The 20,754-nt window shown below is 61.5% G+C and carries 17 protein-coding genes and 1 tRNA gene; 14 read left to right on the top strand and 4 right to left on the bottom strand.

The genetic code is table 11. From position 1 onward, the window contains the following. The first annotated feature begins 108 nt into the window (after nucleotides 1-108). The 7 genes from apaG (at nucleotide 109) to ACNFBR_RS26170 (ending at nucleotide 8,050) form a co-directional block, all read left to right on the top strand. Nucleotides 109-489 (top strand): Co2+/Mg2+ efflux protein ApaG, encoded by a 381-nt coding sequence (apaG, locus tag ACNFBR_RS26200; RefSeq protein WP_012270198.1) that lies wholly within the window; start codon nucleotides 109-111, stop codon nucleotides 487-489. Further along, on the top strand, nucleotides 489-1,355 hold the full coding sequence (locus tag ACNFBR_RS26195) for a symmetrical bis(5'-nucleosyl)-tetraphosphatase (RefSeq protein WP_416737420.1): 867 nt from the start codon (nucleotides 489-491) through the stop codon (nucleotides 1,353-1,355). The genes apaG and ACNFBR_RS26195 overlap by 1 nt, the downstream gene beginning before the upstream one ends. A gap of 14 nt (nucleotides 1,356-1,369) precedes the next feature. After that, nucleotides 1,370-1,702, top strand: a complete 333-nt coding sequence (glpE, locus tag ACNFBR_RS26190; RefSeq protein WP_416737419.1) for a thiosulfate sulfurtransferase GlpE — start codon at nucleotides 1,370-1,372, stop codon at nucleotides 1,700-1,702. Between the two features lie 282 nt (nucleotides 1,703-1,984). Further along, the gene (locus tag ACNFBR_RS26185; protein ID WP_012270195.1) at nucleotides 1,985-3,907 is read left to right on the top strand and encodes a PrkA family serine protein kinase; all 1,923 of its coding nucleotides are present in this window, start codon (nucleotides 1,985-1,987) and stop codon (nucleotides 3,905-3,907) included. Between the two features lie 141 nt (nucleotides 3,908-4,048). After that, nucleotides 4,049-5,323 (top strand): YeaH/YhbH family protein, encoded by a 1,275-nt coding sequence (locus ACNFBR_RS26180; RefSeq protein ID WP_012270194.1) that lies wholly within the window; start codon nucleotides 4,049-4,051, stop codon nucleotides 5,321-5,323. Beyond that, nucleotides 5,320-6,888 carry a SpoVR family protein gene (locus ACNFBR_RS26175; RefSeq protein WP_416737418.1) on the top strand — a complete coding sequence of 523 codons (1,569 nt, stop codon included), beginning with the start codon at nucleotides 5,320-5,322 and terminating at the stop codon, nucleotides 6,886-6,888. Before ACNFBR_RS26180 ends, ACNFBR_RS26175 begins: the two co-directional genes overlap by 4 nt. 55 nt (nucleotides 6,889-6,943) lie before the next feature. After that, nucleotides 6,944-8,050 (top strand): multifunctional CCA addition/repair protein, encoded by a 1,107-nt coding sequence (locus tag ACNFBR_RS26170; protein WP_416737417.1) that lies wholly within the window; start codon nucleotides 6,944-6,946, stop codon nucleotides 8,048-8,050. Between the two features lie 106 nt (nucleotides 8,051-8,156). Here the strand turns inward: ACNFBR_RS26170 and folK are convergent, their stop codons facing one another. Further along, nucleotides 8,157-8,666 (bottom strand): 2-amino-4-hydroxy-6-hydroxymethyldihydropteridine diphosphokinase, encoded by a 510-nt coding sequence (gene folK / locus ACNFBR_RS26165; protein WP_416737416.1) that lies wholly within the window; start codon nucleotides 8,664-8,666, stop codon nucleotides 8,157-8,159. Further along, a complete protein-coding gene (gene folB / locus ACNFBR_RS26160; RefSeq protein WP_004375185.1) occupies nucleotides 8,657-9,013 on the bottom strand; it encodes a dihydroneopterin aldolase in 357 nt (118 codons plus the stop codon). Before folB ends, folK begins: the two co-directional genes overlap by 10 nt. A gap of 74 nt (nucleotides 9,014-9,087) precedes the next feature. Between folB and plsY the strand changes: the two genes are divergently transcribed. Beyond that, entirely contained in the window at nucleotides 9,088-9,657 is a 570-nt protein-coding gene (plsY, locus tag ACNFBR_RS26155) for a glycerol-3-phosphate 1-O-acyltransferase PlsY (RefSeq protein ID WP_416737415.1), read from the top strand. A gap of 16 nt (nucleotides 9,658-9,673) precedes the next feature. Here the strand turns inward: plsY and tsaD are convergent, their stop codons facing one another. Then, on the bottom strand, nucleotides 9,674-10,699 hold the full coding sequence (gene tsaD, locus ACNFBR_RS26150; RefSeq protein WP_416737414.1) for a tRNA (adenosine(37)-N6)-threonylcarbamoyltransferase complex transferase subunit TsaD: 1,026 nt from the start codon (nucleotides 10,697-10,699) through the stop codon (nucleotides 9,674-9,676). Between the two features lie 204 nt (nucleotides 10,700-10,903). Between tsaD and rpsU the strand changes: the two genes are divergently transcribed. The 5 genes from rpsU to ACNFBR_RS26125 all read left to right on the top strand — a co-directional run bounded on the left by rpsU (nucleotide 10,904) and on the right by ACNFBR_RS26125 (nucleotide 19,288). Next, a complete protein-coding gene (rpsU, locus tag ACNFBR_RS26145) occupies nucleotides 10,904-11,119 on the top strand; it encodes a 30S ribosomal protein S21 (protein WP_003255575.1) in 216 nt (71 codons plus the stop codon). Between the two features lie 304 nt (nucleotides 11,120-11,423). Continuing rightward, entirely contained in the window at nucleotides 11,424-13,406 is a 1,983-nt protein-coding gene (gene dnaG / locus ACNFBR_RS26140; RefSeq protein WP_416737413.1) for a DNA primase, read from the top strand. A 67-nt stretch (nucleotides 13,407-13,473) separates the two neighbouring features. Next, complete coding sequence (rpoD, locus tag ACNFBR_RS26135; protein ID WP_416737412.1) at nucleotides 13,474-15,324, top strand: RNA polymerase sigma factor RpoD; 1,851 nt, start codon at nucleotides 13,474-13,476, stop codon at nucleotides 15,322-15,324. Nucleotides 15,325-15,451: 127 nt separating this feature from the next. Next, the gene (locus ACNFBR_RS26130) at nucleotides 15,452-19,195 is read left to right on the top strand and encodes an EAL domain-containing protein (RefSeq protein WP_416737411.1); all 3,744 of its coding nucleotides are present in this window, start codon (nucleotides 15,452-15,454) and stop codon (nucleotides 19,193-19,195) included. A gap of 16 nt (nucleotides 19,196-19,211) precedes the next feature. Then, nucleotides 19,212-19,288, top strand: a tRNA-Ile gene (locus ACNFBR_RS26125). A gap of 175 nt (nucleotides 19,289-19,463) precedes the next feature. Here ACNFBR_RS26125 and ACNFBR_RS26120 read toward each other — a convergent pair. Continuing rightward, nucleotides 19,464-20,027: a serine acetyltransferase gene (locus ACNFBR_RS26120; RefSeq protein WP_416737410.1), complete on the bottom strand. Its 564-nt coding sequence runs from the start codon at nucleotides 20,025-20,027 to the stop codon at nucleotides 19,464-19,466. Nucleotides 20,028-20,161: 134 nt separating this feature from the next. Between ACNFBR_RS26120 and ACNFBR_RS26115 the strand changes: the two genes are divergently transcribed. Beyond that, nucleotides 20,162-20,623 (top strand): Lrp/AsnC family transcriptional regulator, encoded by a 462-nt coding sequence (locus tag ACNFBR_RS26115; RefSeq protein WP_416737409.1) that lies wholly within the window; start codon nucleotides 20,162-20,164, stop codon nucleotides 20,621-20,623. The last annotated feature ends 131 nt before the right edge of the window (nucleotides 20,624-20,754 follow it).

The following is a 20,754-nucleotide window of genomic DNA, read 5'->3' as shown; positions in this document are numbered from 1 at the left end:
AACAGGCCGGCACCAAAAACGCAAATCCCCAAGCCCCCACGCCGCTGGCCCTCCCCCCTCCCAATGGCCTAGACTGCGTTATTGCGTCAGTTCGCCCAAGGCCCTTGCATGTCCGACCCCCGCTATCAGATCGACGTCAGCGTCGTGACCCGCTACCTGAAAGAACAATCCGACCCCGAAAACAGTCGTTTCGCTTTCGCCTACACCATTACCGTGCAGAACAACGGCTCGCTCAAGGCCAAGCTGCTGTCGCGCCACTGGCTGATCACCAACGGTGACGGCGAGGTCGAGGAAGTACGCGGCGCCGGCGTGGTCGGCCAGCAACCCAATATCGACCCTGGCCAGAGCCACACCTACAGCAGTGGTGCCGTCATCAGCACCCGCGTGGGTACCATGCAGGGCAGCTACCAGATGTTCGCCGAAGACGGTAAACGCTTCGACGCCGAGATCGCTCCCTTCCGCCTGGCGGTGCCCGGGGCACTGCACTGATGGCCACCTACGCCGTCGGTGACCTGCAGGGCTGCCTGCAGCCACTCAAGTGCCTACTGGAGCGTGTCAACTTCAACCCTGCCGTCGACCGCCTGTGGCTGGTCGGCGACCTGGTCAACCGTGGGCCCGAGTCACTGGAAACCCTGCGTTTCCTGTATTCGATCCGTCAGTCGCTGGTCTGCGTACTAGGCAATCATGACCTGCACCTGCTGGCCGCCTGGCACAACGTTGAGCGCCTGAAGAAAAGCGACACCCTGCGCGAAATCATCGAAGCCCCGGACGCCGACCAGCTGTTCGACTGGCTGCGTCAGCAAAAGCTGCTGCATTACGACGAGGCCCGCGGCATCGCCATGGCACACGCAGGCATTCCGCCACAGTGGACGCTCGGCCAGGCCCTGGGCCTTGCGGCGGAGGTGGAAGAAGTGCTGCGCGACGATGGCCGCCTGAAGCTTTACCTGGATGGCATGTACGGTAACGAGCCGAACAAGTGGAGCAAGAACCTCACCGGTGTCGAGCGCCTGCGGGTCATCACCAACTACCTGACCCGCATGCGGTTCTGCACCGCCGAGGGCAAACTCGACCTCAAGAGCAAGGAAGGCCTGGGTACCGCCCCCAAAGGTTACAAGCCCTGGTTCGCACACAAGGACCGCCGCTCCCGGCACGTGACCATCATCTTCGGCCACTGGGCCGCCCTCGAAGGCCGCGTCGACGAACCGGGCATCATCGCCCTGGACACCGGCTGCGTGTGGGGCGGCGCCATGACCCTGTACAACGTCGACAGCGGCGAATACCACCGCTGCGACTGCGCCGACGACGGCACCCTGCGCCAAGCGGCGCAACCCACTACACTCAACGACCACACCTGAAGGAAGTAGTACCCATGAGCGAATTCAAGCGCATCCCTCCCGAGCAGGCCTTGGAGCTTCGCAAGAAAGAAGGTGCGGTCGTCGTCGACATTCGCGACCCGCAGGCCTTCGCCGCCGGCCATATCACCGGCGCCCGGCACCTGGATAACCATTCGGTTGCCGATTTCATTCGCAGCGCCGACCTCGACGCCCCCACCCTGGTGGTCTGCTACCACGGCAATTCCAGCCAGAGCGCTGCCGCCTACCTGGTAGGCCAGGGCTTCTCCGACGTGTACAGCGTGGACGGCGGCTTCGAGCTGTGGCGCGCGACCTACCCGGCCGAGACCGCCCAAGGCGCCGCCGAATAATTTTTCATTTTCCCTGCAGCCCGCGCCCCGTGCGGGCTTGCGGGTTATCTGACGAACGGTAGTTGGTAACTTCTACCCTCCTCGCCCCTTGACCTTGCGGATAACCAACTACGCTTAAGCTCAGGCCATCCAAAAAAGGGGAGAGCCGGTACACCGGCGTGCGGGTCATCGGTAGCGTTACAGGGTGTTCTGGGGGGTATACAGCAATCGGCCAACCCGGTTGCATGCCAGCATCAGCTGACTGATCCGGCGTCGTCTCCACGTATCGAGCGAGGTGACGTCATGAGTATTTTTAGCCACTTCCAACAACGTTTCGAGTCTACGCGCCAGGAAGAACTCTCGCTGCAGGAGTACCTCGAGCTGTGCAAAGGGGATCGCAGTGCCTACGCATCGGCGGCCGAACGGCTGTTGCTGGCCATCGGTGAGCCAGAGCTGATCGACACCTCTACCAACTCCAGGCTGTCGCGAATCTTCTCCAACAAGGTTATTCGCCGCTATCCGGCCTTTGCCGACTTCCATGGCATGGAAGAGTGCATCGACCAGATCGTGTCTTACTTCCGCCACGCCGCCCAAGGCCTGGAAGAGAAGAAACAAATCCTCTATCTGCTGGGCCCGGTAGGCGGCGGCAAGTCCTCGCTGGCGGAAAAACTCAAGCAGCTGATGGAAAAGGTACCGTTCTACGCGATCAAGGGCTCGCCGGTATTCGAGTCGCCTTTGGGTTTGTTCAATGCCACTGAAGATGGGGCCATTCTCGAGGAAGAGTTCGGTATCCCACGGCGCTACCTGAATACCATCATGTCGCCATGGGCCACCAAGCGCCTGCAGGAGTTTGGCGGCGATATCTCCAAGTTCAAGGTGGTGAAACTCTACCCGTCGATCCTCAACCAGATCGCCATTGCCAAGACCGAACCTGGCGATGAGAACAACCAGGACATCTCGGCCCTGGTCGGCAAGGTCGATATCCGCAAGCTTGAAGAATACCCACAGAACGACGCCGACGCTTACAGCTACTCGGGCGCGCTGTGCCGGGCCAACCAGGGCCTGATGGAATTCGTCGAAATGTTCAAGGCGCCGATCAAGGTCCTGCACCCCTTGCTCACCGCCACCCAGGAAGGCAACTACAACAGCACCGAAGGCCTTGGGGCGATTCCCTATACCGGTATCCTGTTGGCGCACTCCAACGAATCGGAGTGGCACACCTTCCGTAACAACAAGAACAACGAAGCGTTCATCGACCGGATCTACATCGTCAAGGTGCCGTACTGCCTGCGCGTCAGCGATGAAATCAAGATCTACGACAAATTGCTGGTCAACAGTTCGCTGTCCAAGGCCCATTGCGCGCCGGATACGCTCAAGATGCTGGCTCAGTTCACGGTGCTGTCACGCCTCAAAGAGCCTGAAAACTCCAATATCTATTCGAAGATGCGTGTCTACGACGGGGAAAACCTCAAGGATACTGATCCAAAGGCCAAGTCGATCCAGGAATACCGGGACTCGGCCGGCGTCGACGAAGGCATGAACGGCCTCTCGACTCGCTTTGCCTTCAAGATCCTGTCCAAGGTGTTCAACTTCGACCCACACGAAATTGCGGCCAACCCGGTGCACCTGCTGTATGTGCTCGAACAACAGATCGAACAGGAACAATTCCCGGCTGAAGTGCGCGAACGCTACCTGCGCTACCTGAAGGAATACCTGGCACCGCGCTACATCGAGTTCATCGGCAAGGAAATCCAGACAGCCTACCTGGAGTCCTACAGCGAATACGGTCAGAACATCTTCGACCGCTACGTGCTGTACGCCGACTTCTGGATCCAGGACCAAGAGTACCGCGACCCGGAAACCGGCGAGATCCTCAACCGCATCGCCCTCAACGAGGAGCTGGAGAAGATCGAGAAACCGGCCGGCATCAGCAACCCGAAAGATTTCCGCAACGAAATCGTCAACTTCGTATTGCGCGCACGCGCCAACAACAATGGCAAGAATCCAAGCTGGCTGAGCTATGAAAAGCTGCGGGTAGTGATCGAGAAGAAAATGTTCTCCAACACCGAAGACCTGCTGCCTGTCATCAGCTTCAACGCCAAGGCCAGCAAAGAGGACCAGAAGAAACACAACGACTTCGTCACCCGGATGGTGGAGCGTGGCTACACCGACAAACAGGTACGCCTGCTGTCGGAATGGTACCTGCGGGTCAGGAAATCGCAATAAAGCGGCAAGCTACAAGCCGCAGGCTTCAAGCTGCCCAGCGCCGAGCGCAAGCCCGGCGCCGTAGCTTGCAGCAGCGGTGGCTGCTCTTTCCTGCAGCCAGAAGCTTGTGGCTTGCAGCTGCTCCCAGCTACCGGAGGGACCATGAGCTACGTTATAGACCGACGCCTGAACGGCAAGAACAAGAGCACGGTCAACCGCCAGCGCTTTTTGCGGCGGTACCGCGAACACATCAAGAAGGCCGTCGAAGAGGCGGTGAGCCGCCGTTCCATCATGGACATGGAACATGGCGAGCAGATCAGCATTCCCGGGCGCGATATCGACGAACCGGTGCTGCACCATGGTCGCGGAGGCAAGCAGACCATCGTGCACCCGGGCAACAAGGAATTCACTGCCGGTGAACACATCCCACGCCCGCAAGGTGGTGGAGGTGGCGGAGGCGGTCGCGGCAAGGCGGGCAATTCCGGCGAGGGCATGGACGAATTCGTCTTCCAGATCACCCAGGAAGAGTTTCTCGAATTCATGTTCGAGGACCTCGAGCTGCCCAACCTGGTCAAGCGTCACCTGACGGGCGCCGATACCTTCAAGACCGTGCGTGCCGGTATCGCCAACGAAGGCAACCCGTCGCGTATCAACATCGTGCGCACCCTGCGCTCGGCCCATGCCCGGCGTATCGCCCTGACCGGCAGCAGCCGAGCCCTGCTGCGCGAAGCACAAAAGGAACTGGACCGCCTGCGGGTCGAGGAGCCGGACAACTTCACCGATATCCAGGAAGTCGAACAGGAAATCGAGCGCTTGAAGGCGCGCATCAACCGCCTGCCCTTCCTCGACACGTTCGACCTCAAGTACAACCTGCTGGTCAAGCAGCCCAACCCAAGCTCGAAAGCGGTGATGTTCTGCCTGATGGACGTATCCGGTTCGATGACCCAGGCCACCAAGGACATCGCCAAACGCTTCTTCATCCTGCTGTATCTGTTCCTCAAGCGTAACTACGATCGCATCGAAGTCGTGTTCATTCGCCACCACACCAGTGCCCGGGAAGTCGATGAGGAAGAGTTCTTCTACTCGCGGGAAACCGGCGGCACCATCGTGTCCAGCGCCCTGAAGCTGATGCAGGAGATCATGGCCGAACGCTACCCGGCCAGCGACTGGAACATCTACGCCGCGCAGGCCTCCGACGGCGACAACTGGAACGACGACTCGCCGATCTGCCGCGACATCCTCTCCAAGCAGATCATGCCGCATGTGCAGTACTACACTTACGTTGAGATCACCCCCCGTGAACACCAGGCGCTGTGGTATGAATACGAGCGCATCGGCGAAGCCTACCCCGACACGTTCGCCCAGCAGCAGCTGGTATCGGCCGGCGACATCTACCCGGTCTTCCGTGAACTCTTCCAGCGCAGGTTAGCCACATGACCGCCAGAGCACAGAGACGCCAACCCATTTCCACCGGGTCCGAGTGGACGTTCGAGCTGATCCAGACCTACGACCGGGAAATCAGCCGCCTGGCCGAGCGTTACGCCCTGGACACCTACCCCAACCAGATCGAGGTGATCACTGCCGAGCAGATGATGGACGCCTACGCCTCGGTCGGCATGCCGCTGGGCTATCACCACTGGTCCTATGGCAAGCAGTTCCTCAGCACGGAAAAGTCCTACAGCCGTGGCCAGATGGGGCTGGCCTACGAGATCGTGATCAACTCCGACCCGTGCATCGCCTACCTCATGGAAGAGAACACCATGTGCATGCAGGCACTGGTGATCGCCCACGCCTGCTACGGCCATAACAGCTTTTTCAAAGGCAATTACCTGTTCCGCACCTGGACTGATGCCAGTTCGATCATCGACTACCTGGTGTTCGCCAAGCAGTACATCGCCCAGTGCGAAGAGCGCCACGGCATCGATGCTGTGGAAGACCTGATCGACTCTTGCCACGCCCTGATGAACTACGGCGTCGATCGCTACAAGCGGCCTTACCCTATCTCCGCCGAAGAGGAGCGGCGCCGGCAACAGGAACGCGAAGAGCATCTTCAGCGCCAGATCAACGACCTTTGGCGGACCATTCCGAAAAGCGCCGAAAAGGGCAGCGACCGCGATGAGGGGCGCTTCCCCGCCGAACCGCAGGAAAACATCCTGTATTTCATCGAGAAGAACGCACCGTTGCTCGAACCCTGGCAGCGTGAAGTGGTGCGCATCGTGCGCAAGATCGCCCAGTACTTCTACCCGCAGCGCCAGACCCAGGTGATGAACGAAGGCTGGGCAACCTTCTGGCACTACACCCTGATGAACGACCTGTACGACGAGGGGCTGATCACCGAAGGCTTCATGATGGAGTTTTTGCAGTCGCATACCAGCGTGGTGTTCCAGCCCGGCTTCGACAGCCCGTACTACAGCGGTATCAACCCCTACGCACTAGGCTTTGCGATGTACACCGACATCCGCCGCATGTGCGAAAACCCAACGGAGGAAGATCGCCACTGGTTCCCCGACATTGCCGGCAGCGACTGGCTTTCTACCATCAAGTTCGCCATGAGCAGCTTCAAGGACGAGAGCTTCATCCTGCAGTACCTGTCGCCCAAGGTGATGCGCGACCTCAAGCTGTTCAGCATCCTCGATGACGACCAGCGCGACGACCTTCTGGTGCCCGCCATTCATGATGAAGCCGGCTACCGGGTGATTCGTGAACAGCTGGCAGCGCAGTACAACCTGGGCAACCGCGAGCCGAACGTGCAGATCTGGAGTGTCGACCGCCGCGGCGACCGTTCCCTGACCCTGCGCCACCAGCAACATAACCGCAAACCGCTGGGCGACTCGACCGATGAAGTGCTCAAGCACCTGCATCGCCTGTGGGGCTTCGATATCCACCTGGAGACCGTACAGGGCGAGCAAGTGATGAAGACCCACCACATGCCCCCGCGCGGCGAGCACGGCGAAAGCGCCGACTATGGCCGCATGGACCTGGCCGTCATCCACCATCTCTGATGCAACGCCATAACTACCGACAGGGTATCCTGTCGGTAGTTATGGAGAGCTGCACATGCACATCTACAAAGTCGGCGGCGCCGTGCGCGACCGCCTGCTAGGCCGCCCGGTCAGCGATATCGACTGGCTGGTGGTTGGCGCTACCGTCGAAGACATGCTTGCCAAGGGCTATCGGCCGGTCGGGGCCGATTTTCCAGTGTTCCTGCACCCGAAAACCGGCGAGGAATACGCCCTGGCACGCACCGAGCGCAAGAGCGGGCGCGGCTACGGCGGGTTCACCTTTCATGCCAGCCCCGACGTCACCCTGGAAGAAGACCTGATCCGCCGCGACCTCACCATCAACGCAATGGCCGAGGATGAGACGGGCACGGTATACGACCCCTACCATGGCAAGGATGATCTCGATCAACGCCTTTTACGCCATGTTTCCCCGGCGTTCGCCGAAGATCCTTTGCGCGTACTGCGCGTCGCACGCTTTGCTGCGCGCTATGCACCACTGGGTTTCCGGGTTGCCGACGAGACCCTGGAACTGATGCGCCAGATCAGTGCCTCGGGCGAACTGCAGGCACTGACCGCCGAGCGCAGCTGGAAGGAAATCGAACGCGCGCTGATGGAGGCTCGACCCCAGGTGTTCTTCCATGTGCTGGGCGCTTGCGGCGCCCTTCACGAGCTGCTCCCGGAGCTTGTCGACGATGCACAGGCCCTGGCGGCGCTGGACCAAGCAGCGGCGCACGAGCAACCCCTCCACGTACGCTGGGCTTGCCTGCTGCATGGGCTGGCACTGGCATCGATCAAAGCCGTCAACCAGCGCCTCAAGGCACCACGGGAATGCCAGGAACTGGCCTTACTGACCGGAGAGTGCCTGGCGCAGGGTAATCAGGCGCTGGAGCTGCCACCCACGGCATTGCTGGAGCTACTGCAGAAGTTCGATGTGTATCGGCGACCGCAGCGGTTCGAGGATTTTATTACGGTGTGCGAGATGGTGGTGCAGGCCGATGGCGAGTCGAGTTATCCACAAGCCAAGTATCTACGTGGCGCAGCAGCAGCGACGCGGGCAGTGGATGTAAGGCCACTGGTGCAGGCAGGGCTGACAGGCCAGGCGCTGGGCGAAGCGCTCAAAGGTGAGCGACTGAAGGCTGTCGAGGCTTACAAGCGCAGTTGACCCTGTGGGAGCGGGCGTGCCCGCGAAGAAGCCAATGCGGTGGATGGCACCGGCTGTGCCGGTGTTCGCGGGCATGCCCGCTCCCACAAATCACCGCGAACATCTGTCAGGCCGGGGTCAGCTGCAACCCGCGCCATTCGAAGGCTACCGGGGCCAGCACCTGGTCGATCTGCGCCTCATGCCACAACTGCGCCATGGTCTTGCCCGCCCCCGGATGTACCAACTCTGGCGCGAGCAACGACAACGGCCACAGCACAAACGCGTTCTTCAGGATTTCGGCCCTGGGCAGTACCAGCCCATCGAACGTACCGTGCAGGTCTTCATACATCAGCACATCGATATCCAGCGGCAACCCTTTGCGGTCCGGCGCATAGCGGCCATTGTCGGCCTCGATGAACTTCAGCCGGCGGTCCAGCTCGATCAAGGGCAACGCCGTTTTCCCAGTGACCACGAAGTTGATGAACGGCCCGCTCTTGATCCCTACCGCCTGGCTTTCGAACGCCGGCGAACAATGCATGTCCGTCAGGATGCCGGCCAACGCATCGAGCCCGGCGCACAAATGCGCCTCACGGTCGATGTTACTGCCCAGCCCCAGGTAAACCGTGCTCAGAGACATCCGCGCTCGATCTCCACACCTACACCGCCACGGGCCGCCGGCACCGCACCCGGTTTGGTCAGCTTCAACCGCACCCAGGGGATGTGGAACTCTTCCATCAAGGTTGCCACCAGGCGCTCGGCAAAGGTTTCCACAAGCTCGAACCGAGCCTGCTCGGCAAACGCCTGGATGCGGGCCGACACACTGGCATAGTCCAGCGCCAGGTTCAGGTCGTCACCGGCGGCAGCCGGGCGGTTGTCCCAGGCAAAGCTCAGGTCCAGGCGCAAGCACTGGCGAATATCCCGCTCCCAGTCATAGGCACCGATGACGGTATCGACTTCCAGGCCTTCGATGAACACTCTGTCCAAGCACTTTTCTCCACAGCACGACAAGGGCGACTGGCGCCGTTAGAATCAGGGCGTCCTCGCCCGGAATAGTTAGCATGTTTTGGTTACTGGCGTTGCTCGCCTACCTGCTCGGCTCGCTGTCCTTCGCCATTGTCCTCAGCCGCCTTTCGGGCAGCCCGGACCCGCGTTCCAGCGGCTCAGGCAATGCCGGCGCCACCAACATGCTACGCCTGGCAGGGCGCAAACTGGCGATCCTGACCCTGCTTGGCGACCTGTGCAAGGGCCTTTTGCCGGTATTGCTCGCCCGCGCCGCCGGGCTGGACCTGCACGCGCAGGCCTGGGTGGGCGTATGCGCGGTACTTGGCCACCTGTTCCCGCTGTACTTCCGCTTCCAAGGCGGCAAGGGCGTGGCGACGGCTGCCGGCATGCTCATGGGCCTGTATTTCCCGGCCGCGCTGCTGGCCATCGGCGCCTGGCTGCTAACTTTCTACCTCACCCGCACCAGCTCGCTGGCGGCACTGATCGCCACACCACTGACCTTGCCATTGCTGGCCTGGCGCGAGCCCGAGGCGCTGCTGCCAATCACCGTGTTGACCGTGCTGATCGTGTGGCGCCACCGCAACAACCTGCGCGACCTGTTCGCCGGGCGCGAACGGCACTTCTGAACCTTGCAGCCAAACCTTACAGCGGCGGCAACTGCTCCATCGGCCAGCGCGCCTGCACGCTGATCGCCAGGTCTTGCTGTTGCCCGGCCAACAGGCGCTGGCAACCGGCGTAGGCGATCATCGCGCCATTGTCGGTGCAGAACTGCGGACGCGCGTAATACACGTTGCCCTTCATACCGACCAGCATCTCTTCCAGCGAGGCACGCAGCGCTTTGTTGGCACTCACGCCGCCAGCGATGACCAGGCGCTTGAGGCCAGTCTGCTTGAGGGCACGCTTGCACTTGATGGTCAAAGTTTCCACCACCGCCTGCTGGAACGCCAGGGACACGTCGCTACGGGTTTGCTCGCCGTCGTCGCCAGCCTCCTTGCATTGCTGCCAGGTGTTGAGGGCGAAGGTCTTGAGGCCACTGAAACTGAACTCCAGGCCCGGACGGTCAGTCATCGGCCTTGGGAACACGAAACGGCCAGGCACGCCCTGCTCTGCCAGGCGCGCGATTTCCGGCCCACCTGGGTAGTTGAGGCCGATCAACTTGGCGGTCTTGTCAAACGCCTCGCCGGCAGCGTCGTCCAGGCTCTCGCCCAGCAGTTCGTATTGGCCGATGCCATCGACCCGAACCAGCTGGGTATGGCCGCCGGAAACCAACAAGGCGACGAACGGAAACTCGGGCGGGTTTTCTTCCAGCATGGGCGCCAACAGGTGGCCTTCCATGTGGTGCACACCTATTGCCGGAATGTCCCAGGCAAAAGCCAGCGCCTGGGCGCAGGAAGCGCCCACCAGCAACGCGCCGACCAGGCCAGGGCCTGCGGTGTAGGCGATGGCGTCGATCTCTGTGGCAACGCAACCCGCCTCATCCAGCACCTGGCGGATGAGCGGCAGCATGCGCTTGACGTGGTCACGCGAGGCAAGCTCGGGCACCACCCCACCAAACACGCGGTGCAGGTCGATCTGGCTGAACAGTGCGTCGGCTAACAAACCGCGCTCGCTGTCGTATAATGCGACGCCGGTTTCGTCGCAGGATGTTTCCAATCCCAGTACTAGCATGGGTTCGTCCCTTGTGGGGGCTGAATTCGAAGCCGCGCATGATAGTCCCCGTGTCGGATGCCGACCAGCGGTTTTCGATCAGAGGCTTTGCATTCCTGCTTGCTAAGGGTTAACATCCGCAACCCTTGAAAACCGACGTTCTCCAGCACACCTTTGTTTTGCCAGGAGCACGTCTACCCCGGTAATGAATTAAGGTAGCCCTGGATGCCAGCCGTCAAAGTTAAAGAGAACGAACCCTTCGACGTAGCTCTGCGTCGTTTCAAGCGCTCCTGCGAAAAAGCCGGTGTACTGGCTGAAGTTCGTAGCCGCGAGTTTTACGAGAAGCCGACCGCAGAGCGTAAGCGCAAAGCAGCTGCTGCTGTTAAGCGTCACGCCAAGAAAGTTCAGCGCGAACAGCGCCGCGCCGTTCGTCTGTACTAATACAGGCGTTCAACGCAAAGCTTCTGCCCTGCCCGGCTAACCGCCGGGCGATGGCAGTGGTCGCTTCACACTTGAGCAGCTAGCTCAAGGCCCTGCACAAGCTTCATGCGAACTGCATCATGGGCAACCTGCCTGAAACGTCAGAGCTGGTCCTCCTTGCTGTATGACCAGACGTGCACGTCCGACTGACGGGCCCTTCGGGGCTGGCGACGAGCACACATTCCCTCGCACTTCCCCAAGCAACACTCGCCCCATTCGGCGCGTGAGCGATTAGACTTGCCAGTTGCCAGATGACGAGACTGCCATGGCCGGGCTGATTCCCCAGAGTTTCATTGACGACCTGATCAACCGCCTCGACATTGTCGATGTGGTGAGTTCGCGCGTCCAGCTGAAAAAAACCGGCAAGAACTACTCCGCCTGCTGCCCGTTCCACAAGGAAAAAACCCCTTCCTTCACGGTCAGCCCCGACAAGCAGTTCTATTACTGCTTCGGCTGCGGCGCCGGTGGCAACGCCCTGGGTTTCGTCATGGACCACGACAACCTGGACTTCCCCCAGGCGGTCGAAGAACTGGCCCGCGCCGCCGGCATGGAAGTGCCCCGCGAACAAGGCCGCCGCGACCACAAGCCGCGCCAGCCCACCGATTCGCCGCTGTACCCGCTGCTGGATGCCGCCTCGGAATTCTACCGCCAAGCCCTGCGCAGCCACCCGACCCGCAAGGCGGCGGTGGATTACCTCAAGGGCCGCGGCCTGTCCGGGGAAATTGCCCGCGACTTCGGCTTGGGCTTTGCCCCGCCCGGCTGGGACAACCTGCTCAAGCACCTGGGTGCCGACACCCTGCAGCAGAAAGTGATGATCGATGCCGGCCTGCTGATCGAGAACGCCGAAAGCGGCAAGCGCTACGACCGCTTCCGCGACCGGGTGATGTTCCCGATCCGCGACAGCCGCGGGCGCATCATTGCCTTCGGTGGCCGGGTGCTCGGCGACGACAAGCCCAAGTACCTGAACTCCCCGGAAACCCCGGTGTTCCACAAGGGCCAGGAACTGTACGGGCTGTACGAGGCACGCAAGCACAACCGTAACCTCGACGAGATCATCGTAGTCGAGGGCTACATGGACGTCATCGCCCTGGCCCAGCAAGGCCTGCGCAATGCCGTTGCCACCCTCGGCACCGCCACCAGCGAAGAGCACCTGAAACGCCTGTTCCGCGTGGTGCCCAGCGTACTGTTCTGCTTCGACGGCGACCAGGCCGGGCGCAAGGCCGCCTGGCGCGCACTGGAATCGGCCTTGCCGAACCTGCAGGACGGTCGTCGCGCACGCTTCCTGTTCCTGCCCGAAGGCGAAGACCCGGACAGCCTCGTGCGCGCCGAAGGCACCGACGCGTTCATGGCCCGTATCAACCAGCATGCCCAGCCGCTGGCGGACTACTTCTTCGAGCAACTGGGCGTCGAAGCCGACCCGCGCTCGCTGGAGGGCAAGGCGCACATGGCGACCCTGGCCGCACCGTTGATCGAAAAGATCCCCGGCGCCAACCTGCGCCAGTTGATGCGCAACCGCCTGAAGGAAATCACCGGCCTGGACCCACAGCAGGTCGAGCAGTTGGCGCAACAAGCGCCAGCGGCCAGCAGCGTGCCAGACTACGACCCTGGCTACGACTACGACGCCATGGCCAGCTACACCCCCGACTACGGCGACATGCCGCAGCACGACTACGCCCCCGTTCATCAGGAGCAGGCGTGGAAACCCAACAAGGGCGGCGGCAAGAAGCAATGGAGCGACAAGCCCTGGGACAAGAACCGCAAGGGCGGCAAACCCTGGCAGCAACGTGACGAAGCGCCACCCCGCGTACCGGCCCCGGTCGAGCCGCCAACGCTGGCCGCCCTGCGCACCCTGCTGCACCACCCGCTGCTGGCCGGCAAGGTAGAAGATGCTAGCCATTTCGCCGACGAAGAACACCTGTACAGCCAGCTGCTGGTGGCATTGATCGAAGCCGCACAGAAAAATCCTGGGCTAAGCTCAATGCAGTTGATCGCTCGTTGGCATGGCACCGAACAGGGCCGCCTGCTGCGGGCGCTGGCGGAAAAGGAATGGCTGATCGTGGCCGACAGCCTTGAACAACAGTTTTTCGACACTATAACTAGCTTGTCCGCCCGCCAACGCGAGCGCAGCCTGGAACAACTGCTCAGGAAATCACGTCAAAGCGAATTGACCAGCGAGGAAAAAACCCAGCTCCTCGCCCTGCTGAGCCGGAATGTTCCCGCACAAACGCCGACCTCATCTGGCGCGTGAGGCCCATGCTCGGGTATAATCCTCGGCTTGTTTTTTGCCCGCCAAGACCTTCAGTGGATAGGGTGTTATGTCCGGAAAAGCGCAACAGCAGTCTCGTATCAAAGAGTTGATCACCCGCGGTCGTGAGCAGGGCTACCTGACTTACGCGGAGGTCAACGACCACCTGCCTGAGGATATTTCAGATCCGGAACAGGTGGAAGACATCATCCGCATGATCAACGACATGGGGATCAACGTATTCGAGAGTGCTCCGGATGCGGATGCCCTTCTGTTGGCGGAAGCCGACACCGACGAAGCCGCGGCCGAAGAAGCCGCTGCTGCGTTGGCGGCAGTTGAAACCGATATCGGCCGCACGACCGACCCGGTGCGCATGTACATGCGCGAAATGGGTACCGTCGAGCTGCTGACCCGCGAAGGCGAGATCGAAATCGCCAAGCGTATCGAGGAAGGCATTCGTGAAGTCATGGGCGCCATCGCCCACTTCCCGGGCACTGTCGATTACATTCTCGGCGAATATGACCGCGTCACCACCGAGGGTGGCCGCCTGTCGGACGTTCTCAGCGGTTACATCGACCCTGACGACAACATCGCCGCGCCAACCGAAGAAGTGCCGATCCCGGGCACCAAGGCCGCTGCCGCGAAGGAAGAGTCCGACGACGACGAGGAAGAATCCGAAAGCGGTGACGACGAGGAAGAGGCCGAGAGCGGCCCGGACCCAATCGTTGCAGCCCAACGCTTCGGTGCGGTATCCGACCAGCTTCAGGCAACCTCCAAGGTCCTGAAGAAAAACGGTCGTAGCCACAAGGAAAGCATCGAGGCCCTGCAGGCCCTGGCTGACCTGTTCATGCCGATCAAACTTGTACCGAAGCAGTTCGAGGTACTGGTCGAGCGCGTACGTGACGCCCTGAACCGTCTGCGCCAGCAAGAACGCGCCATCATGCAGCTGTGCGTGCGTGACGCCCGCATGCCGCGTGCCGACTTCCTGCGCATGTTCCCGAGCAACGAAACCGACCAGACCTGGAGCGGTGACCTGGCCAAGCGCAACACCAAGTGGGCTGCCGCCCTGGGTGAAAAGGACGCTGCCATCGTCGCTTGCCAGCAGAAACTGATCGACCTTGAGACCGAAACCGGCCTGACCGTAGCGGAAATCAAGGAAATCAACCGTCGCATGTCGATCGGTGAAGCCAAGGCCCGCCGCGCCAAGAAAGAAATGGTCGAGGCGAACCTGCGTCTGGTGATCTCCATCGCCAAGAAGTACACCAACCGTGGCCTGCAGTTCCTCGACCTGATCCAGGAAGGCAACATCGGCTTGATGAAGGCGGTGGACAAGTTCGAATACCGTCGCGGCTACAAGTTCTCGACCTATGCCACCTGGTGGATCCGCCAGGCGATTACCCGTTCGATCGCCGACCAGGCGCGCACCATCCGTATTCCGGTGCACATGATCGAGACGATCAACAAGCTCAACCGTATTTCCCGCCAGATGCTGCAGGAAATGGGTCGCGAACCGACCCCGGAAGAGCTGGGCGAACGCATGGAAATGCCTGAGGACAAGATCCGCAAGGTACTGAAGATCGCTAAAGAACCGATCTCCATGGAAACCCCGATCGGTGACGACGAAGATTCGCACCTGGGCGACTTCATCGAGGACTCGACCATGCAGTCCCCGATCGACGTGGCCACGGTCGAAAGCCTCAAGGAAGCCACCCGTGACGTGCTCTCGGGCCTGACCGCACGCGAAGCCAAGGTGCTGCGCATGCGTTTCGGTATCGATATGAACACCGACCACACCCTCGAAGAGGTGGGCAAGCAGTTTGACGTAACCCGTGAGCGGATTCGTCAGATCGAAGCGAAGGCGTTGCGCAAACTGCGCCACCCGACTCGCAGCGAGCACCTGCGCTCCTTCCTCGACGAGTGATGACAAAACCCCGGCCCAGGCCGGGGTTTTTCTTTAGTGGTCCGTAACATAAAGCCCGTCTTCCACTGCACACCTGCAGCAATGCCCGTCTACACTCGACTTCAGACCACCTGAATGCGAGGCTGCCATGTCCTTGAAGCCGGCCATTCTGTTGCTGCTCCTGATGTTGTGGAACACAACGGCCGGCGCCCTGACCCTGACAGACGAGGAAAAAGCCTGGCTGGCTGCCCACCCGCAGCTGAGCCTGGGCGTAGACGCCTCTTGGCCACCGTTCGAGTTTCGCGACCAGGAGGGCCGGTACCAGGGATTGGCCGCCGACTACATCGCCACGATCCAGCAGCGCCTGGGCGTGACGCTCAAACCGGTCGAACCCAGCAGCTGGACCGAGGTACTGGCACAGGCGCGAGAAAGCCGCATCGACCTGCTACCCGGCATCATGTCCACCCCCGAACGCCAGGGCTACCTGGCCTTCACTCGCCCGTACCTCGACTTCCCCATTGTCATCCTCGCCCACAAAGGCGGCGCACAACCGCGCAAGCTGGAGGACCTGTACGGCCTGAAAATCGCCGTTGTCGAGAACTACGCCCCGCACGAGTTGCTGCGCACCCACCACCCCGACCTCAACCTGGTGGCGTTGCCCAATGTCAGCTCCACACTGCAGGCCCTGGCCACCGACCAGGTGGATGCCGTGGTCGGTGACCTGGCGTCCAGCATCTGGAGCCTGCGCCAGCTCAAGCTCGACGGCCTTTACGTCAGCGGCGAAACACCCTACCGCTACCAGCTGGCGATGGCCGTCCCCCGCGACAAGGCCGTGTTGGTCGGCATCCTCGACAAAGTGATGGCCGACATGAGCAGCAGCGAAATCAGCCATATCCAGCAGCGCTGGGTGGGCAATGTGGTCGACCAACGGATGTTCTGGTCCGACTTGCTGGTGTATGGCCTGCCCACGGTGCTGTTGCTGATGGCCGTGCTGGCCGTGGTCATCCGCATCAACCGCCGCCTCAGCTCGGAAATTTCCCGGCGCATCGCCCTGGAGCAAGAACTGCGCAGCAGCGAATACCACTACCGCGGTCTGGTAGAGAGCCTGTCTGCCATCGCCTGGGAAGCCGATGCCAACGACTTCACCTACAGCTATGTTTCCCCCCACGCCGAAGACCTGCTCGGCTACCCCTTGAGCGACTGGCTGCGGCCCGGCTTCTGGCGCAGCATCCTGCACCCGGAGGACGCCCTCTGGGCCCAGGCCTACTGCGACAGCGAAACCGCGGCTGGGCGCGACCACAGCCTGGACTACCGGGTGATCCGCGCCGACGGCCAACCCTTGTGGGTACGCAATATCGTCAGCATGATCGAACACGGCCACCTACCGGTGATGCGTGGCCTGATGATCGACATCAGCGAAACCAAGCGCACCGAAGACGCCCTGCGCCTGTCCGAGCAGAAGTTCGCCTCGGTGTTCCAACAATGCCCAGACATCCTGCTGATCGCCCGCCACAGCGATGGCTGCCTGCTGGAGGTGAACGAAGCCTTCGAAGAGCAGATCGGCCTGACCCCAGGCCAGGTGATTGGCCGCACCGCAACCGACCTGAAGCTATGGGGCGTCGAAGGCAGCGGCCCGCTAGTGCTCGAACGCCTGCACCAGGGCGGCATCCGCAACCTGGAAATGAGCTTCCGCCGCAGCAATGGCCAGCTGTTCACCGGCCTGACTTCGGCCGAAACCTTTGAACTCGATGGCACCCCCGCGCTGGTAGTGGCGGTACGCGACATCAGCCAGCTCAAAGAGACCCAGCAACAGCTGCAAACCTCGGAAGAGAAGTTCGCCAAAGCCTTCCACGCCTCGCCCGACGGCCTGCTGCTTTCACGCCAGAGTGACGGTTTGCTGCTTGAGGTGAACGAAGGCTTCTGCCGCCTCACCGGCTACGACCTCAACCCGACCATCGACCAGACCTCGCTGGACCTGGGTATCTGGGTAGACCTCAACGAGCGCAAGCGCCTGGTCGACCAGCTCAACCGCGACGGTTTCGTGCGCGACTTCACCTGCCATATCCGCCGCAGCGACGGCCAGATCCGCCTGTGCGAGCTGTCCGCCCGGCCCCTGCCGATTACCGGCGTCGACTGCATGCTGACCATCGCCCGCGACATCACCGAGCGCCACCTGATGCAGGAGAAACTGCAGCTGGCCGCTACCGTGTTCGAGAACACCGCCGAAGGCGTGTTGATTACCGACATCGACCAGCACATCAGTGCCGTCAACCGAGCCTTCAGCGAAATCACCGGTTACAGCGAAATCGAAGCCCTCGGCCAGACCCCGCGCCTGCTCGCCTCCGGCCAGCACGACAGCGCATTCTATGCGGCCATGTGGCACCAACTGACCGACGAAGGCCACTGGCAGGGCGAGATCTACAACAAGCGCAAGAACGGTGAGCTTTACCCAAGCTGGCTGACCATCAGTGCCGTGCGCAACAGCGAACGCGAGATCACTCACTTCGTGGCGGTTTTCGCAGACATCTCCAGCATCAAGCACGCCCAGGCCAAACTCGACTATCAGGCCCACCACGACCCGCTGACCGGCCTGCCCAACCGCGCCCTGTTCGAGAACCGCCTGCAGGCCGTGCTCACCTGCGCGCAGGTGTCCAACCGCCAGGGCGCGGTGCTGTTCCTCGATCTCGACCGTTTCAAGCACATCAACGACAGCCTCGGCCACCCAGTAGGCGACCTGTTGCTCAAGGGCATCGCCCAGCGCCTGAAGGAGCAGGTGCGGGATGTGGACACCGTTGCCCGACTGGGTGGCGACGAATTCATCATCCTGCTGCCCGGCCTGCACAAACCCAGTGACGCCAGCACGATCGCCAACAAGCTGCTGGCGTGCTTCAACGCCCCGTTCCAGGCGGGTGAGCATGAGTTCTTCACCAGCGCCAGCATCGGCATCAGCCTCTATCCACAGGACGGCACCGACGTTGCCACACTGATCCGCAACGCCGACGCCGCCATGTACCGTTCCAAGGCCAAAGGCCGCAACCGTGTCGAAGCCTACACCCGCGACCTCACTGCCCAGGCCAGCGAGCGCATCGCCCTGGAGCATGAACTGCGCCGCGCCATCGAACGCAACGAAATGAGCCTGTGCTTCCAGCCCAAGCTCAGCCTCAAGACCCAGCGCCTGGTGGGCGCCGAGGCGCTGATCCGCTGGAGCCACCCGACCTTTGGCGAGGTACCGCCGGAGCACTTCATCCACCTGGCGGAAGAGAATGGCACCATCCTCCAGCTCGGCGACTGGGTACTGGAGCAAGCCTGCCGGCAGATGCAGGCCTGGAAGCTGCACTACGAACCCTTCGGCCCGCTGTCGATCAACCTTGCCGGGGCCCAACTGCGCCACCCACACCTGGCCCGGCGCATCGAGCAACTGCTCAAGCACTACCAGCTGAAGGCCGGCGACCTGCAGCTGGAAATCACCGAAAACTTCATCATGAGCCAGGCAGAAGAGGCCTTGGCCGTGCTGTACCAGTTGAAGAAACTGGGCGTGCAGCTGGCCATCGACGACTTCGGCACCGGTTATTCCTCGCTGAGCTACCTCAAGCGCCTGCCGCTGGACATTCTCAAGATCGACAAGTCATTCATCCGCGGCCTGCCCGATGATCCGCACGATGCCGCCATCGCCCGCGCAATCATCGCCCTGGGCCGCAGCATGCAGTTGACGATCATTGCCGAAGGTGTGGAAAACCAGGCCCAGCAGCGTTTTCTGGCAGCGGAAGGGTGTGAACAGATCCAGGGCTACATCGTCAGCCTGCCACTGCCACCGGATGAGTTCGCGGCCGCGTTCCTTCGCATAGCACTATCAGATCTTTCAGATGGCACAGGTGCGAAACCCTCGTTATAATCCGGCCACTCACTGAGGGCCTATAGCTCAGTCGGTTAGAGCAGAGGACTCATAATCCTTTGGTCCACGGTTCGAGTCCGTGTGGGCCCACCAGATACGACAAAGCCGCGCAAATGCGCGGCTTTTTCATGCCTGTCGATCAGCCGAGCCATTACGCTCGCTCTTCAATGCATGCCCTGCCCCAACCAATCCCGTTGAGTGCGCAGGTGCGACAAAGCACGCCATTTGCCGGCGCCTGCTGCTCGTGCACAAAGCCCATTCAGGCGCATCACTCATCCCGCGCTGGGAAACCCCGCATCTCGACCTGTCGTGGGTTGTAAAAGGTCATGCCAGTCGGAATATCCCGCGTAACCAGCGACATCGCGCCAATCACCACGCTGTCGCCAATATCGATGCGGTCAGCAACGATGCAGCTATTGGCGCCCATGCTCACGTTGTCGCCAATGCGCAGCGCATATTCCTCAAGGCCAAGGGTCTTGATGCCGATCGAGCAGTTCTGCCGGATGAAGAAATTACGCCCGATGCTCACGTGCCGGGTGATCACTACCCCCGGCAGGTGCGCGATGCGCAGGCCGGGCGCGATGTGTGCGCCGATGTCGATGTCCACGGCGTACTTGAGGTTGAGCCGCTGCTGCATGCGCCGGGCGTGTCGCCGGGCCAGCCCGCCACGGGCGTCGAGATACTGGGCCAGGCGGTAGGCGAAGAGAAAGCGCAGTTTGTTGTCCTTGCGTGCGCGGCGCAGCACGTTGAACAGCAGGCTGATACGGCGTCCGGGCCTTTTCTTGTTGGAGACTTCCAGTCGCCAGCATTCGAGGAGTTGATCGAGATTCACACTGAGGTTCCCGTTGGACGAGTGCTTCATCATGCCGAAGGCAAAGCCATCGGGCCAGCGCCGCCCGCTTTGACTGCCCTTGCCCTCATCGGCATTGGCTGGCTAGGCTAGCGGGCCAACCGTAGAGACTCGCCATGTCGGATTCCCGCTCCATCACACTGGATGAAATCGATCGCCAGCTGATCGCCCTGTTGCAGATCAACGCCCGCGAAAGCGTCGCCACCCTCGCCCGCCAGCTGGGCATCGCCCGCACCACGGTCAACTCGCGCCTGGAGCGGCTGGAGAAGAACAAGGTCATCTCCGGCTACGGCGTGCGTCTTGGCCAGCAAGTGATGGGCGGCGGGCTGCAGGCGTACGTGGGGATCAAGGTGCAGCCGCGCTCCGGCAAGGAAGTGGTGCGCCGCCTGAGTGCCATGGGGCAAGTGCAACAGCTGTGTGCAGTGAGCGGCGAGTTCGACTATGTAGCCTGGCTGCGTACGGACTCGCCCGAGCAACTTGACCAGTTGCTCGACCAGATTGGCAGTGTCGACGGGGTGGAAAAAACCACCACGTCGATCATTCTCAGCAGCAAGGTAGATCGCGGGCAGCCAATCTGAGCAGCCCCCAGCAGGGCTGCCATGCAAGTGAAAAGCGAAATGCCGTATCAGCGTGCCGAGCTTCCTTCTGCGTTACTTGCTGCAATTCATTCGTGCTTAAGCGCAGCTTCAATGCGTAATAGGCTGGGTAG

The sequence above is a fragment of the Pseudomonas sp. NY11955 genome (assembly GCF_048068035.1).
In the GTDB taxonomy this organism is placed as follows: Bacteria; Pseudomonadota; Gammaproteobacteria; order Pseudomonadales; family Pseudomonadaceae; genus Aquipseudomonas.
The sequence above is the reverse complement of the archived record's forward strand: the minus strand, read 5'-3'. Positions and strand labels throughout refer to the sequence as shown.

Bases quoted from the DNA above. Each gene is read 5' to 3' on its own strand.
- rpsU (WP_003255575.1), top strand. From the start codon at position 10,904: ATGCCAGCCGTCAAAGTTAAAGAGAACGAACCCTTCGACGTAGCTCTG.
- dnaG (WP_416737413.1), top strand. From the start codon at position 11,424: ATGGCCGGGCTGATTCCCCAGAGTTTCATTGACGACCTGATCAACCGC.
- apaG (WP_012270198.1), top strand. From the start codon at position 109: ATGTCCGACCCCCGCTATCAGATCGACGTCAGCGTCGTGACCCGCTAC.
- ACNFBR_RS26170 (WP_416737417.1), top strand. From the start codon at position 6,944: ATGCACATCTACAAAGTCGGCGGCGCCGTGCGCGACCGCCTGCTAGGC.
- ACNFBR_RS26115 (WP_416737409.1), top strand. From the start codon at position 20,162: ATGTCGGATTCCCGCTCCATCACACTGGATGAAATCGATCGCCAGCTG.
- glpE (WP_416737419.1), top strand. From the start codon at position 1,370: ATGAGCGAATTCAAGCGCATCCCTCCCGAGCAGGCCTTGGAGCTTCGC.
- rpoD (WP_416737412.1), top strand. From the start codon at position 13,474: ATGTCCGGAAAAGCGCAACAGCAGTCTCGTATCAAAGAGTTGATCACC.
- ACNFBR_RS26185 (WP_012270195.1), top strand. From the start codon at position 1,985: ATGAGTATTTTTAGCCACTTCCAACAACGTTTCGAGTCTACGCGCCAG.
- ACNFBR_RS26195 (WP_416737420.1), top strand. From the start codon at position 489: ATGGCCACCTACGCCGTCGGTGACCTGCAGGGCTGCCTGCAGCCACTC.
- ACNFBR_RS26175 (WP_416737418.1), top strand. From the start codon at position 5,320: ATGACCGCCAGAGCACAGAGACGCCAACCCATTTCCACCGGGTCCGAG.
- tsaD (WP_416737414.1), bottom strand. From the start codon at position 10,699: ATGCTAGTACTGGGATTGGAAACATCCTGCGACGAAACCGGCGTCGCA.
- ACNFBR_RS26180 (WP_012270194.1), top strand. From the start codon at position 4,049: ATGAGCTACGTTATAGACCGACGCCTGAACGGCAAGAACAAGAGCACG.
- plsY (WP_416737415.1), top strand. From the start codon at position 9,088: ATGTTTTGGTTACTGGCGTTGCTCGCCTACCTGCTCGGCTCGCTGTCC.
- folK (WP_416737416.1), bottom strand. From the start codon at position 8,666: ATGTCTCTGAGCACGGTTTACCTGGGGCTGGGCAGTAACATCGACCGT.
- ACNFBR_RS26130 (WP_416737411.1), top strand. From the start codon at position 15,452: ATGTCCTTGAAGCCGGCCATTCTGTTGCTGCTCCTGATGTTGTGGAAC.